The sequence below is a fragment of the Janthinobacterium sp. P210005 genome (genome assembly GCF_036231865.1).
GTDB lineage: Bacteria > Pseudomonadota > Gammaproteobacteria > Burkholderiales > Burkholderiaceae_D > Janthinobacterium > Janthinobacterium kumbetense.
On the sequence record NZ_JAZARC010000004.1, the window covers coordinates 1 to 13,877 of the forward strand.

Here is a 13,877-nt window from a genome sequence, read left to right on the forward strand (position 1 = left end):
CACTTATCGACTGTTAATTGTTAAAGAACTGTATTCGGTACTGCTTTCGCGCTATCGACAAAGCGTTGTGTTTGTCAGCTGCGAAGAAGGAAGAGTATGAAGCAATTTGCTACGTCCGTCAACTCCTTCTTTTCTCGTCTCACTCTGCATTTGCATGCGTCGTTCAGCGAGGGGGCGAATTATAGCCGTGCCCTGAACTCTCCGCAAGCGCTATTTCCCCGCTCTCACGGCCCAGCAAGCCTTGTCTTCACTTCAAGCGCCTTTTTGTGCAGCCTGTCGCAATCGGCTGGCGTAGTTCGTGGTCTTTAGGCACAGTGGCAACATCAGACTCTGACGCGGCTCAACAAGAGGTTAAACTTGCCCGCTGCGTCGATTAACTCTTGTACTTGAAAGTGCCCCCATGCTTCCGATTTCCAGCCTGCCCCAATTGTTGAAAACCATCCTCGCTTGGTTGCAACGGGCATTCGACGCGACGACGACCTGGGTCACCCAACTGTCCTGGTGGAAATTCTTCCTGTTCGCTGCGCTGGCCCTGATCGCCGGTTCCATTTTGCAAGATGAACTGTTCTCGTCCAGTCAGAATGAAGAAGTGGTCATCAAGTCGCACAAGCGCAGCAGCAAGGGCTCGGGTGAAACCAATATCCTGATCGACGATACGGGCATCCATTTCAATCCCCGCAACAGCAAGAACCGGCGCAGCAGCACGACAGATGCGGCCAGCGAGCCGGCCGATGCCGCCGAGGCGGACGAGCACGCAAACGCCGTGCCGCCGGCGCCGCCGGAACCGCCGGCCGCCCCCGCCAAGCCCAGCTACCCAGTAACGACGAATGCCTCGGGCGAAGAAGTCCATATTGAACTGCCGCCGCAAATCGGTGAGGAATTGTCGAATGCCATCGAAGAAGCCGTCGATGATGCGGCAGAACAAAAAGTGTCGCGCTATCACCAGCAAGCCTCGACCTGGTTCAAGAGCTTTGTGTCCTTGCTGGTATTGGCCCTGTTCGCCATGAAGGCCTTGGTCGGCGGCAAGAAACGCGCGGAAGCGGAAACCGTCACGGCAAACGAGGCCGCCGAGCGCGAATCCATGCAGCGCCAGCTCAGCGAAGCGAAGATGCAGATGATGCAAGCCCAGGTCGAGCCGCATTTCCTGTTCAACACGCTCGCTTCCGTCGAACACCTGATCCAGGTCGACCCGCCGCGCGCGGCCAAGATGCAACGCAGCCTGATCCAGTATCTGCGCGCCGTGCTGCCGCAAATGCGCGACAACGCCCTGATTACCAACCTGGGCCGTGAAGCGGACATGGTGCAAGCGTACTTGAACCTGCTGAAAATGCGCATGGAAGAACGCCTGACCGTCGACTTCCAGATTCCCGACGGCCTGCGCAGCGCCGCCTTCCCGCCCATGATGCTGCAATCGATGGTGGAAAATGCCATCAAGCATGGCCTGGAAGTCAAACCGGAGGGCGGCACCCTGCGCATCGTGGCCGAAGTGGCGCACAGCAAGCTGCGCGTGACGGTGACCGATGACGGCCTGGGCTTTGGCGTGGTGCCCAGCGATGGCACGGGACTGGGTTTGCCCACCATCCGCGAGCGCCTGAAGCTGTTGCACGGCGACCAGGGCAGCCTGACCATTACGCCAAATCAACCGTCCGGCGTGTGCGCCGTGATCGAAGTGCCATATCAATTGTCCAAATAAGACAGAGTAGTTGATAAAAACGCTAAATCATTGAATAATCAATCTTCGCCTGTTCACACTTGAGACCTATGCCTACCGCTATTATTGCCGACGACGAAAGACTGATGCGCGACCAGCTGCGCCTGCGCCTGGGCCAAGCCTGGCCTGAACTGGAAATCATCGGCGAAGCCAAGAATGGCGACGAAGCGATCGAACTGGTGGAACAACTGAAACCGGACTTTGCCTTCCTCGATATCCGCATGCCGGGCAAGACGGGCATGGAAGCGGCGCAAGTGATCGGCAGCAAGACGCATATCGTCTTCGTCACGGCCTACGATAGCCACGCCGTCGAAGCCTTCGAGCGGGGCGCCGTCGACTACGTGCTCAAGCCACCCGAGCATGAGCGCTTGCTGGTCACCGTGGAGCGCCTGAAAACGCACTTGAACAAGCCGGCCCTGGACGTCAACAGCAGCGTCACGGCCATGCTGTCGCAGCTGGCGGAAAAAATCACGGCCAAGCCCACCTACCTGCAATGGATACAGGCCAGCATCGGCCAGGACTTGCGCATGATCCCCGTGGAAGAGATCCTGTTCTTCCGTTCTGACGAGAAATACACCTGCGTGCAGACCGCCAAGTACGAGGCGCTGATCCGCAAGCCCGTGCGCGACCTGGCCGAAGAGCTCGATCCTTCGCTGTTCTGGCAAATCCACCGCGCCACCCTGGTCAACGTGAATGCCATCGAAGGCGTGACGCGCGACATCCGCGGCCGCCACCTGGTGCTCATCAAAGGCAAGTCCGACAAGCTCGAAGTGAGCCGCAGCTTCTTGCACCTGTTCAAGCAAATGTAAGTCTTCCGCCGCCGCCCGGCCCAGGCCGGCGCGGCGCGCGTCCCTCTTCTTTCCCCTTCCTGCGCCACATCAAGCCACGCCGCGCCAACAGGCATAGGCTATATCAAGTCCTGTCCGCCACTCCTGTCTTGCCTGCCTTCGTTCACGTTCGCAAGGAGAATCCCATGCCTGACCGAGGCAGTTCGACACTGCTGCGTATCCTGCCGCTAGGCATGGCGGCGGTGCTTTTGCTGTGCTTGTTTCCTCCACTGAAAGCCCGCCGGCAGCGGCAGGCGCGTGGCCAGGCCATCATCGACAGCGCCAGCGACGCCTTCATCAGCATCGACAGCGGGCAAATCATCCTGCATGCGAATGCGGCGGCGGCCAGATTGTTCGACGACACGCCGGCCGGCATGCGCGGCATGCGCCTGGGCCACTACATCCTGCGCGACTTGCGCACCCTGGGCGGCCTGGGCAAGCACGATGGCGATCCGCCGTTTGGCGACATCAGCCAGGAGCTGCGCCTGACGGGCCGGCGCGCCACCGATTACACGCTGACGGGACGGCGCAGCGATGGCCTCATGTTTCCCCTCGAAGGCTCGCTCTCGGCCATGCAGGAAGACGGCCATAGCGTGTTTACCATCATCGTGCGCGACATCAGCGCGCGCCAGCAGATGCATGAACAGCTGGCCCGCTCCTTCTCGCAACTGCGCGAATTGTCGAGTGCGCTGCAATCCATCCGCGAAGAGGAGCGCAAGCATATCGCGCGCGAATTGCATGATGACCTGGGGCAATTGCTGGCCACCTTACGCGTCGACCTGACCCTGGTGCGCCAGCACACGGACACCACCGAGTCCCTGCAAGCGCTGCTGCACAGCATGGATGGCTTGCTGGTGACGGCCATCACCTCGTTGCGACGCATCGCCAGCAACCTGCGTCCGCGCGCGCTCGATGAAGGGGGATTGTATTTTGCGCTGCAAAAACTGCGCCACGACTTCCTGCTGCGCCGCGCCATCCATTTCGACTTGCTGGCCGACGAGGCCGACCTCGTGCTCGACGATGCGCGCAGCACGGCCATCTACCGCATCGTGCAGGAAGCGCTGACGAATATCGCGCGCCATGCCGAGGCCAGCCACATCACCATCGCCCTGCACCGCATCGATTCCTCGCTGGCCATCACCATCCAGGATGACGGCCGCGGGATTGCCGAACACGACCTGGAAAAAGCCACGGCCCTGGGCTTGCTGGGCATGCGCGAACGGGTGTGGGGCTTGAACGGCAGCATCCATATCGGCGCCGACAGCGAACTGGGCGGCACGCGCATCGACATCTCGCTGCCCATGCATGCGGAGGCGGCAGCGGCGGCGATGCAATAAAAAAGGCGCCCGCAGGCGCCTTTCACGTCGTCACATCGAACGATGCTTAGAACTTGTGTGCCAGGCCGATCTGGTACGAGGTCAGCGACTTCACGCGCTCGCGGCCAGCGTAAGCGTACACGTCGGTGCGCTTCGACAGGTGGTAGTCGTAGCCGACGCCGAATTCCTTGATGGTGTCCTGATCCTTGAACTTGTTGTTGCTTTGCTCTTGCTTGCCATACGACACTTTGGCATCGCCGCCGCCAACCGTGTAGTTCAGGCCGATCAGGTAGGACTTGAATTCACCAGTCGTGGCTACCTTGGTGTCGCCTTTCGAGTAGGCGGCCGTGATCTTGGCCGGGCCGAATTTATAGCCGCCACCGATGGACCACAGGTCAGGCTTGGCGGCCGTTGCCGTTGCTTGCACGGCTTTTTCGTAGCCGGCGTGCAAGCTGATCGGGCCGTTGTCGTAGGTTGCCAGGCCAATCACGCCTGCGTCAGCGCTGTTGACTTCGCTCAACACGTATTGCAGGCTGCCCACGAAACCTTCAAAGCTTGGGCTGTTGTAGGTCACGGCATTGTTGACGCGCGACGAACCGACGCCCGAACGCAGCAAGGTTTCATTGTTCTTGCCGACCACGCCGTAGGTGTTGAACGGATCGACGCGGGCGATGGTGCCATCGACCAGATTCTTGGTGCGGCCCAGGATGGCGGTACCAAACGCGCCTTTCAAGCCCACATACGCTTGACGGTCGAACAACACGCCTTTTTGCGCGCCGGTGTCTGCCAGGAATTCACTTTCCAGGTTGAAAATTGCGGACAGGCCGCCACCCAGATCTTCCGTACCCTTGAAACCGAGGCGCGACGCATTGTTTTCGCGTTGTACCGTCGGCTGGCCAGTGGTCTTGGCAATACCGAGGTCAACCAGGCCGTACACGGTGACGTTCGATTGTGCTTGTGCCGTAGCTGCTGCGAAGGTGCCGATGATCAATGCTGCCAGAGTAATTTTTTTCACTTGAGATTCTCTACATTAGGTTGGACAAGAGTGGTGCTGCTTAGCTGCTGAACCGAATCATGCCCACCAAATACTTCAACAATATGACATCGACAAGATGTTGTTTTTTAGCACAATGTCTTGTTAAATAAAAACAACAGGCGAAAAAAAACCGCCCGAGGGCGGCTTGTATTGCCGTGACTGCCTTACTTCAGGCGGCAGCTCAGCAGCCAGTAGTATTCCAGGCGCTTCATGCGGATTTCGCGGGCCGAGTGGGCAAACTTCTTGCGCAGGTGGCTATCCGACGGGAAATTCTTCAGCACTTCATAGCGTTCACCCCCCTCCGTCGTGCGGAACTGGTGGGTATTGCCTTCCAGATCGGTGCGCGCGATGACCGTGCTGCTGCCGTCGACATAGGAATTGTCGATCAGCACCAGCAGGATGTCCTTGCCCAGCTTGCTGCGCAATTGCTTCAGGTATTTGTCCTGGTCTTCGCGCTTGACGTGCGACCACCAGAAACCGGCGAACACGGCCGTGAACTTGCCCAGCAGATCGTCCGGCAGATTGAATGCGTCGAGCTTGGCGAAGGTCACGTTGTCGGGCAAGCCGCGTGCCTGGGCCAGCGCCAGCATTTCATCGTTGATATCGGTGGCCAGCACGGACTCGGCCGACTCGGCGACCACTTCCGTCCAGTAACCGGTGCCGCAAGCCAGTTCCAGCACGGTGTGGCCTTCCAGCACGTCGGCGACCTTGTCGCGCAACACTTCCAGGTCTTCCTGGCGTTCGGGCTTGTCATAGACGCGCTCGTACTGCTGCGCGATGGTGGCGTAATATTTGGCAAGCTGATCGGTAATCATTGTTTCTTCTCTTCTTAAATAATCTTGGCCAGGCACCTCGCCCGGCCGACTTCATGCATTGTTATAGTTCGTAGTGCTCTTTATCACCGCTCATCGCCTGCTCGATGAGCTTGCGGTTCAAGGTCGGCGTCAGCAACTCGATAAAGGTGTAGATATAGCTGCGCAAATACGCGCCTTGCTTGACGGCCACGCGCGACACATTCATGCCGAACAGGTGGCCGACAGGGATGGCGCGCAAGCCTTTGTCGCGCTCGGCATCGAAGGCCATACCCGCTATGATACCAATCCCCATGCCCAACTCGACATAAGTCTTGATCACGTCCGCATCGATGGCCTCCAGCAAGATGTCCGGCTTCAGGCCGCGCAGCACGAAAGCATGGTCGATCTTGTTGCGTCCGGCGAACGCGCTGTCATAGGTAATCAAAGGGAAAGCGGCGATTTCTTCCAGGGTCACGGACTTCGACTTGAGCAGCGGATGGTCGACCGGCACCACCACCACATGCTCCCATTGATAGCAGGGCAAGGTGATCAAGCCATCGATGGCGGCGATCGATTCCGTGGCGATGGCCAGGTCGGCCTGGTCGCGCTGCACCATTTCGGCGATCTGGCGCGGATTGCCTTGCAGTAACGACAATCTTACCTTCGGGAACTTCAGCATGAAGGCTTGCACCACCTTGGGCAAGGTGTAGCGCGCCTGCGTATGCGTGGTGGCAATGGTAAAGCTGCCGCTGTCCTGCGCCGCGAACTCCTTGCCGATGCGCTTCATGCTGTCGATTTCCTGCATGATCAGCTCGACCGATTCCAGCACTAGGCGGCCCGGCTCCGTCAAGCCGCGGATGCGCTTGCCGTGGCGCGTAAAAATATCCACGCCCAGTTCTTCCTCCAGCTCGATGATGGCTTTCGACACGCCCGGTTGCGACGTAAACAAGGCCTTGGCGGCGTCCGTCAGGTTGTAATTCTGCCGGACCGCTTCGCGCACGAAGCGCAGTTGATGGAGATTCATTGCTGGTTTGCCCTAGATTGCCGTGATTTGCCGAGTTTCCGCCCCACCCATGATTTTGCGTTCATGCATATACGCATATCGCATATAAGCAAATGCGTACTTAGTAGTTTGGATTAAACGCCAAGTTTATTACTATTGCGGGTACTTTGGGGGTGAAAGCATGACTTTGTCTTATATAGTCTCAGGATTTGCCGTAGGATTACTCGTAGGAATGACCGGCGTGGGCGGCGGTTCGCTGATGACGCCGCTGTTAACCTTGCTGTTTGGCGTGCCGCCTTCCGTGGCCGTGGGCACCGACCTGGCCTTCGCCTCGATCACCAAGAGCGCCGGCACGCTGACGCACCGTCTGCGCGGCACCATCCGCTGGGATATCGTCAAGCGCCTGTGCATCGGCGCCCTGCCCGCCGCCGTCGTCTCGACCCTGGCGCTGAAATCGTTCGGCACCCTGTCGCCGGAAATCGGCCAGATCATCCGTTACTCGATCGCCGGCTCCGTGCTGCTGACCGTCGTGGCGCTGATCTTCAAGGGCCGCATGCTGGCTTGGATCAATGCCCACCCCGAGAAACAATTACAAGGCAACAAGCTTGCCGCCGCGACCATTATTTCCGGCGCCGTCCTGGGCGTGCTGGTGACGGTGTCGTCGATCGGCGCCGGCGCCATCGGCGCCACCTTGCTGGTGATGCTGTATCCCCGCATGAGCTCGGCCGAAGTGGCCGGCACCGATATCGCCTACGCCGTGCCCCTGACGGCCATCGCCGCCCTCGGCCACTGGTGGCTCGGTTCCATCCACTGGGAATTGCTGGCCTCCTTGCTGGTCGGCTCCTTGCCCGGCATCACGCTCGGTTCCTGGGTCGCCCGCTCCGTGCCGGAAAAGTTTTTAAGAGTGCTGCTGGCGATGACCTTGACCGGCGTGGCAGTGAAGCTAATCTATTAATTGACCGACCATGTGACACGAACAGTATCAAGAACATAATCCCAGGCAATCTTCCAGCACCCCGGCTTTTTTAGGAATTGATATGTACCATTACGATCAGTACGACCACCTCATCATCAAAGAACGCATCGCCCAGTACCGAGACCAGGTTGCGCGCCGTATCGCCAATGAACTGACGGAAGAGGAATTCATTCCGCTGCGCCTGCAAAACGGCCTGTACATGCAGCGCCACGCCTACATGCTGCGCATCGCCGTGCCGTACGGCTTGCTGTCGTCGAAGCAGATGCGCATGTTCGCGCACATCGCGCGCAAATACGACCGCGGCTATGGCCACTTCACGACGCGCCAGAACATCCAGTTCAACTGGATTGAGCTGGAGCAAACGCCCGATATCCTGACGGACCTGGCATCCGTGGAAATGCACGCGATCCAGACCTCGGGCAACTGTATCCGTAATACAACATCGGACCCGTTCGCCGGCGTCGCGGCCGATGAAATCATCGATCCGCGCCCGTACGCGGAAGTCTTGCGCCAGTGGAGCACCTTCCACCCCGAGTTCATCGCCCTGCCCCGCAAGTTCAAGGTCGCCATCAATGGCGCCGAGGAAGACCGCGCCGCCATCGCCGTGCACGATATCGGCTTGACGGCCGTGCGCAATGCGGCCGGCGAAGTGGGCTTCAAGGTCATGGCCGGCGGCGGCATGGGCCGCACCCCGATCCTGGGAAGCGTCGTGCGCGAGTTCCTGCCGTGGCAGCACTTGCTGACCTACATCCAGGCCATCATGCGCGTGTACAACTTGCACGGCCGCCGCGACAACAAATACAAGGCGCGCATCAAGATCCTGTTGAAAGCCATCGGCGTGGAAGAATTCACGCGCCAGGTGGAAGCGGAGTGGGTCGATCTGAAGGATGGTCCGGAAACCTTGAGCGCCGAGGAAATGCAGCGCGTGGCGGACTTCTTCAATCCGCCCGCCTACCTGACCCTGCCGGAACTCGACTACAAGGCCGAACACGCGGACAACAAGGCGTATGTGAACTGGCTGGCGCGCAACGTCAAGCCGCACCAGCGCCCCGGCTACGTGGCCGTGGTGCTGTCCCTGAAGAAGACCGGCGTGCCGCCGGGCGACGCGACGGCCGAGCAGATCGACTTCGTGGCCGACCTGGCCGACCGCTACAGCTTTGGCGAACTGCGCGTGACGCACGAGCAAAACCTGGTGCTGGCCGACGTGGAGCAATCGAAACTCTTTGCACTGTGGCAAGAAGCCAAGGCGCACGGCCTGGCCACGCCGAACATCGGTTTGCTGACGGACATGATCTGCTGCCCCGGCGGCGACTTCTGCTCGCTGGCCAACGCCAAGTCCTTGCCGATCGCGGCCGCCATCGCGGAACGCTTCGACAGCATCGACTTCCAGCACGACATCGGCGAAATCGAACTGAATATTTCCGGCTGCATCAATGCCTGCGGCCACCACCACGTGGGCAGCATCGGCATCCTCGGCGTCGACAAGGATGGCAGCGAATGGTATCAAGTGTCGATTGGCGGCGCGCAAGGCAATAATGCGGCCATCGGCAAGATCATCGGACCATCGTTCTCTTCCCTGCAGATGCCTGAAGTCATCGGCCGCCTGCTGCACGTCTACGTGCGCGACCGCCACGAAGGCGAGCGCTTCGTCGACACGGCCCAGCGCCTGGGCCTGGCGCCGTTCAAGGAACACGTATATGCAACGCCGATCACCGTCGGCAACCTGGTGGGAGAAGACGAATATGTTTGAAGTACGCGAAGAAATCATCAAGAACGCCGCCGTGGTGCCGAATACCTGGGGCTTGCTGCACCTCGATGAAAACGACACGCCGGAAACGGTGGTCGTTCCGGCCGGCAAGGTCATCGTGCCCCTGCTCGTTTGGCAAGCCCAGCGCGCAACCCTGGCCGCGCGCCTGCCCGACATCGGCGTGTGGCTGGCCAGCGACGAGCGCCCGGAAGAACTGGCGGCCGACGTGGCGCAACTGCCCGTCATCGGCGTGGATTTCCCGAAATTCACGGATGGCCGCGGCTATTCCATCGCCTTCAACCTGCGCGCCCGCCTGGGTTTCCAAGGGGAATTGCGCGCCATCGGCGACGTGTTGCGCGACCAGCTGTTTTCCATGCACAGGGTCGGTTTCGATGCGTATGCAACGCGCCCGGACCGCAGCATCCATGACGCGCTGAAAGGTTTGTCTGTCTTTTCGGAAACCTACCAGGCGTCGTGGGATCAAAAATCGCCGCTGTTCCGCCGCCACCAGCGCGAAGGCCAGAATCCTGACCTCGACAACGCGGCCGGCATCTGAGGGCCCATCATGAGCGATTTGACTTCTTTGATACACGCCACCGAGCAAACGTTGACACGCATCGCCGCGGATTTTTCGCCGGCCGTGTTCGCGTCCAGCCTGGCAGCCGAAGACATGGTGCTGACCGACATGATTCTCAAGGCGAAGCTGCCCATCGGCATCTTTTCCCTGGAAACGGGCCGGCTGCACCAGGAAACCCTGGCCGTGCTCGACAAGGTGAAAACCCGCTACGCGCACGACATCACCCTGTACCGCCCGCAGCCGGAAGCCGTGGCCGCCTACGTGGAACAGAATGGCCTGAACGCGTTCTACAATAGTGTCGAAATGCGCCGCGAATGCTGCCGCATCCGCAAGGTCGAACCGCTGGGCCGCGCCCTGGCCGGCAACAAGGCCTGGGTCACGGGACAGCGCCGCGCCCAGTCCACCACGCGCGCCGAACTGCACGTGCAGGAAGAGGACGCCGCGCATGGCATGACGAAATTCAATCCGCTGGCCGACTGGTCGGAAGAAGACGTGTGGGCCTATATCCGCGCCAACGACGTGCCCTACAACGCGCTGCACGACCAGGGCTATCCGTCGATCGGCTGCGAACCGTGCACGCGGGCAGTGCAGCCGGGCGAAGATGTGCGCGCCGGACGCTGGTGGTGGGAAAACCCGGATTCCAAGGAATGCGGCCTGCACATGGTGGACGGCAAATTGATACGCATCAAATCCGTGGCAGCTTGATCAGACACAACAGATACAGCAGAACAAGAAAGCACCCTATATGAGCAATATTTTGAACCAGCGTCACCTCGACAGCCTTGAATCGGAAGCAATCCACATCATGCGCGAAGTGGCGGCCGAATCGGCCAACCCTGCGCTGCTGTTTTCCGGCGGCAAGGATTCCGTCGTCCTGCTGCGTTTGGCCGAGAAAGCCTTCCGCCCAGGCAAGTTCCCGTTTCCCCTCGTGCATATCGACACGGGCCACAACTTCCCGGAAGTCATCACTTTCCGCGACAAGAAGGTGGCGGAACTGGGCGAGCGCCTGATCGTCGGCTCCGTGGAAGACTCGATCAAGCGCGGCACCGTGCGCCTGCGCAACCCGGCCACGGATTCGCGCAATGCGGCGCAAGCCGTGACCTTGCTGGAAACCATCGCCGAACACGGTTTTGACGCCTGCATCGGCGGCGCCCGCCGCGACGAGGAAAAGGCCCGCGCCAAGGAACGCATCTTTTCCTTCCGCGACGAATTCGGCGCCTGGGATCCGAAAGCCCAGCGTCCGGAACTGTGGGACCTGTATAACACCCGCGTGCATCCCGGTGAAAACATGCGCGTCTTCCCCATCTCGAACTGGACCGAACTTGACGTGTGGCAATACATCGCCCGCGAGCAACTGGAATTGCCGCCGATCTACTTCGCGCACGAGCGCCAGGTGATCCCGCGCAACGGTTTATTGGTGCCGCTGACGGATTTGACGCCGCCGCGCGAAGGCGAGACGGTGGAAACGCAAGTCGTGCGCTTCCGCACGGTGGGCGATATTTCGTGCACCTGCCCCGTGTCGTCGGATGCGGCGACGGTCGACGCCATCATCGCCGAAACGGCAATCACGCAAATCACGGAACGGGGCGCCACCCGCATGGATGACCAGACGTCCGAAGCCTCGATGGAAAAACGCAAGAAAGCAGGGTATTTCTAATGAACGCAGCAATCCAGAACACCAATCTCACCGACAGCGTCGAACGCGGCATGTTGCGCTTCATCACGGCCGGTTCCGTCGATGACGGCAAGAGCACCCTGATCGGCCGTTTGCTGTTCGACAGCAAGGGCATCTTCGCCGACCAGCTCGACGCCATGTCGCGCTCCAAGCACAAGCGCACGGTGGGCGACACGGTCGACCTGTCGCTGCTGACGGACGGCCTGGAAGCGGAACGCGAGCAAGGCATCACCATCGACGTGGCTTACCGTTACTTTGCCACGCCGAAACGCAAATTCATCATCGCCGACACGCCCGGCCACGAGCAATACACGCGCAACATGGTCACCGGTGCATCGACCGCCGACGCCGTCATCATCCTGATCGACGTGTCGAAAGTCAAACTGGGTGACGATGGCAGCGTGGAACTGTTGATCCAGACCAAACGCCATTCGACGATCGCCCATTTGCTGCAGATCGAGCACGTGGTCGTGGCCGTCAACAAGATGGACCTGGTCGACTACGATGAAACGGTGTACAACCGCATCGTCGCCGCCTACCGCGAATTCGCCCAGTCGCTGGGCTTGAAGGACATCACGCCGATCCCCCTGTCTGCCTTGACGGGCGACAATGTCGTCGAACGCGGCGACAAGCTGGGCTGGTACACGGGTCCGACCCTGATCGAGCTGCTCGAATCGCTGTCCGTCTACGACGAATCGCACGACACGCCGTTCCGCTTCCCCGTGCAGCTGGTGGCGCGCCACAATGGCCACGAAGCGAACGACTTCCGCGGCTACATGGGCCGTATCGAGGCGGGCAAGGTCAACATCGGCGACACCCTCGTGGTGCAGCCATCGGGCCAGACGGCCACCGTCAAGGATATCGTCACCCTGGACGGCTCGCTGCCGACGGCCGTGGTGGGCCAGTCCGTGACCCTGCTGCTCAATGAATACCTGGATATCTCGCGCGGTGACTTGCTGGCAAGCAACGATCGCCCTGCCACCCTGCTGAAACAGGTGGTGGCCGACGTGTGCTGGCTGTCGGAAGACGCGCTGGACCTGCGCCGCAAGTACTGGATCAAGCACGGCACGAAACAGACGGCGGCCAAGGTGACGGCGATCGAATCTATCCTCGACATCAACACGCAGCAGCGCCACCCGGCCGAAGGCTTGAAGCTGAACGACATCGCCCGCATCAGCCTGAACGTGCAGCAGGCGCTGGCGGCCGACGCGTATGCCGATATCCGCGCCACGGGCGCGTTTATCCTGATCGATGAAGTGACCCACCAGACGGTCGCGGCCGGCATGGTCCGGCTCTAACCCCGTATCGTCCAGGAAAGGCAGCCATATGAACAGCTCCCCATCTCTCCCCGGCAAGGTTTACCTGGTCGGCGCCGGCCCCGGCGCGCAAGACCTGATGACCTTGCGCGGCGCGCGCCTGCTGGCGCAAGCGGACGTCGTGCTGCACGACGCGCTGGTCACCGAAGAGATGCTGGAGCTGTGCCCGCAGGCGCAAAAAATCCTGGTCGGCAAGCGCTGCGGCCAGTTGTCGACGGCGCAGGCCTTCATCAACAAGCAACTGGTCGACAACGCGCGCAAGCACGCCGTCGTCGTGCGCCTGAAAGGGGGCGATCCCATGCTGTTCGGCCGCGCCGACGAGGAATTGCGCGCGCTGGAAGAGGCGGGGATCGCCGTCGAAGTGGTGCCCGGCATCACCACGGCCCTGGCGGCCGCGGCCGCGACGCAGCAGCCGCTGACCAAGCGTGGCGTGTCGCGCAGCGTCGCCTTCTTTACTTCCAGCACGGCGCCGGGCGAGCCGGACCAGACGCGCATTCCCGACTGCGATACCCTGGTGCAATACATGGGTGGCCGCGAAGCCATCGCCACGGCCCAGCGCCTGCTGGCCCAGGACCGCCGTGCCGACACCCCGGTGGTAGTGATTGAAAACTGCAGCCGCCCGGACCAGCGCATCGTGCGCCTGCCGCTGAGCAGCCTGGCGCATGGCCTGGGCGACACCCACGGCCCCGTGCTGGTGATGCTGGGCGACGCCATGGCCACGCGCGCGCACCAGGCCACGGAAGCAGCGGTCGCCATTCTGGCGCGCCATGCTTGAATAAACACACCGTATTTTACCGACTTTAAAGTCAGTAACTGACGTCTTCCGAGGAAACATGATACGATGCTCACGCATCTTTTCTCGAGAAGTTGTTGCGTGATAGCAAGAAAATCACGCTTCG

13 protein-coding genes are annotated in these 13,877 nt (G+C 60.7%); 10 read left to right on the forward strand and 3 right to left on the reverse strand.

Features of this window, described 5'->3' with window-relative positions; translation table 11 throughout:
* Positions 1-400: 400 nt before the first annotated feature.
* The 3 genes from VPH40_RS16615 (at position 401) to VPH40_RS16625 (ending at position 3,875) form a co-directional block, all read left to right on the forward strand.
* Positions 401-1,693 (forward strand): sensor histidine kinase, encoded by a 1,293-nt coding sequence (locus VPH40_RS16615; protein WP_289906105.1) that lies wholly within the window; start codon positions 401-403, stop codon positions 1,691-1,693.
* A gap of 68 nt (positions 1,694-1,761) precedes the next feature.
* A complete protein-coding gene (locus tag VPH40_RS16620; protein WP_034751497.1) occupies positions 1,762-2,520 on the forward strand; it encodes a LytR/AlgR family response regulator transcription factor in 759 nt (252 codons plus the stop codon).
* 164 nt (positions 2,521-2,684) lie between these two features.
* Complete coding sequence (locus VPH40_RS16625; protein ID WP_328573985.1) at positions 2,685-3,875, forward strand: PAS domain-containing sensor histidine kinase; 1,191 nt, start codon at positions 2,685-2,687, stop codon at positions 3,873-3,875.
* Between the two features lie 46 nt (positions 3,876-3,921).
* Here the strand turns inward: VPH40_RS16625 and VPH40_RS16630 are convergent, their stop codons facing one another.
* The 3 genes from VPH40_RS16630 to VPH40_RS16640 form a co-directional block, all read right to left on the reverse strand.
* Positions 3,922-4,869, reverse strand: a complete 948-nt coding sequence (locus VPH40_RS16630) for a porin (RefSeq protein WP_046682561.1) — start codon at positions 4,867-4,869, stop codon at positions 3,922-3,924.
* A 185-nt stretch (positions 4,870-5,054) separates the two neighbouring features.
* Positions 5,055-5,705, reverse strand: a complete 651-nt coding sequence (locus VPH40_RS16635) for a class I SAM-dependent methyltransferase (protein WP_099665030.1) — start codon at positions 5,703-5,705, stop codon at positions 5,055-5,057.
* 61 nt (positions 5,706-5,766) lie between these two features.
* Entirely contained in the window at positions 5,767-6,708 is a 942-nt protein-coding gene (locus tag VPH40_RS16640; RefSeq protein WP_034751505.1) for a CysB family HTH-type transcriptional regulator, read from the reverse strand.
* A gap of 160 nt (positions 6,709-6,868) precedes the next feature.
* Here VPH40_RS16640 and VPH40_RS16645 point away from each other — a divergent pair, with 160 nt between their 5' ends.
* The 7 genes from VPH40_RS16645 (at position 6,869) to cobA (ending at position 13,753) form a co-directional block, all read left to right on the forward strand.
* Complete coding sequence (locus VPH40_RS16645; protein ID WP_289906107.1) at positions 6,869-7,642, forward strand: sulfite exporter TauE/SafE family protein; 774 nt, start codon at positions 6,869-6,871, stop codon at positions 7,640-7,642.
* A gap of 82 nt (positions 7,643-7,724) precedes the next feature.
* Entirely contained in the window at positions 7,725-9,413 is a 1,689-nt protein-coding gene (locus VPH40_RS16650; protein ID WP_099665032.1) for a nitrite/sulfite reductase, read from the forward strand.
* Complete coding sequence (locus VPH40_RS16655; protein WP_328573986.1) at positions 9,406-9,966, forward strand: DUF934 domain-containing protein; 561 nt, start codon at positions 9,406-9,408, stop codon at positions 9,964-9,966. The genes VPH40_RS16650 and VPH40_RS16655 overlap by 8 nt, the downstream gene beginning before the upstream one ends.
* 9 nt (positions 9,967-9,975) lie before the next feature.
* Positions 9,976-10,692: a phosphoadenylyl-sulfate reductase gene (locus VPH40_RS16660; protein ID WP_099665034.1), complete on the forward strand. Its 717-nt coding sequence runs from the start codon at positions 9,976-9,978 to the stop codon at positions 10,690-10,692.
* Positions 10,693-10,732: 40 nt separating this feature from the next.
* The gene (gene cysD, locus VPH40_RS16665; protein ID WP_034782216.1) at positions 10,733-11,644 is read left to right on the forward strand and encodes a sulfate adenylyltransferase subunit CysD; all 912 of its coding nucleotides are present in this window, start codon (positions 10,733-10,735) and stop codon (positions 11,642-11,644) included.
* Positions 11,644-12,960 (forward strand): sulfate adenylyltransferase subunit 1, encoded by a 1,317-nt coding sequence (locus VPH40_RS16670; protein ID WP_328573987.1) that lies wholly within the window; start codon positions 11,644-11,646, stop codon positions 12,958-12,960. The genes cysD and VPH40_RS16670 overlap by 1 nt, the downstream gene beginning before the upstream one ends.
* Positions 12,961-12,988: 28 nt before the next feature.
* On the forward strand, positions 12,989-13,753 hold the full coding sequence (gene cobA / locus VPH40_RS16675) for a uroporphyrinogen-III C-methyltransferase (protein WP_328573988.1): 765 nt from the start codon (positions 12,989-12,991) through the stop codon (positions 13,751-13,753).
* Positions 13,754-13,877: the final 124 nt, after the last annotated feature.

What these genes read in the sequence shown, in the direction of transcription:
- VPH40_RS16615 (WP_289906105.1), top strand. Translation starts at nt 401, where the DNA reads ATGCTTCCGATTTCCAGCCTGCCCCAATTGTTGAAAACCATCCTCGCT.
- VPH40_RS16655 (WP_328573986.1), top strand. Translation starts at nt 9,406, where the DNA reads ATGTTTGAAGTACGCGAAGAAATCATCAAGAACGCCGCCGTGGTGCCG.
- cobA (WP_328573988.1), top strand. Translation starts at nt 12,989, where the DNA reads ATGAACAGCTCCCCATCTCTCCCCGGCAAGGTTTACCTGGTCGGCGCC.
- VPH40_RS16620 (WP_034751497.1), top strand. Translation starts at nt 1,762, where the DNA reads ATGCCTACCGCTATTATTGCCGACGACGAAAGACTGATGCGCGACCAG.
- VPH40_RS16670 (WP_328573987.1), top strand. Translation starts at nt 11,644, where the DNA reads ATGAACGCAGCAATCCAGAACACCAATCTCACCGACAGCGTCGAACGC.
- VPH40_RS16625 (WP_328573985.1), top strand. Translation starts at nt 2,685, where the DNA reads ATGCCTGACCGAGGCAGTTCGACACTGCTGCGTATCCTGCCGCTAGGC.
- VPH40_RS16640 (WP_034751505.1), bottom strand. Translation starts at nt 6,708, where the DNA reads ATGAATCTCCATCAACTGCGCTTCGTGCGCGAAGCGGTCCGGCAGAAT.
- cysD (WP_034782216.1), top strand. Translation starts at nt 10,733, where the DNA reads ATGAGCAATATTTTGAACCAGCGTCACCTCGACAGCCTTGAATCGGAA.
- VPH40_RS16660 (WP_099665034.1), top strand. Translation starts at nt 9,976, where the DNA reads ATGAGCGATTTGACTTCTTTGATACACGCCACCGAGCAAACGTTGACA.
- VPH40_RS16650 (WP_099665032.1), top strand. Translation starts at nt 7,725, where the DNA reads ATGTACCATTACGATCAGTACGACCACCTCATCATCAAAGAACGCATC.
- VPH40_RS16635 (WP_099665030.1), bottom strand. Translation starts at nt 5,705, where the DNA reads ATGATTACCGATCAGCTTGCCAAATATTACGCCACCATCGCGCAGCAG.
- VPH40_RS16645 (WP_289906107.1), top strand. Translation starts at nt 6,869, where the DNA reads ATGACTTTGTCTTATATAGTCTCAGGATTTGCCGTAGGATTACTCGTA.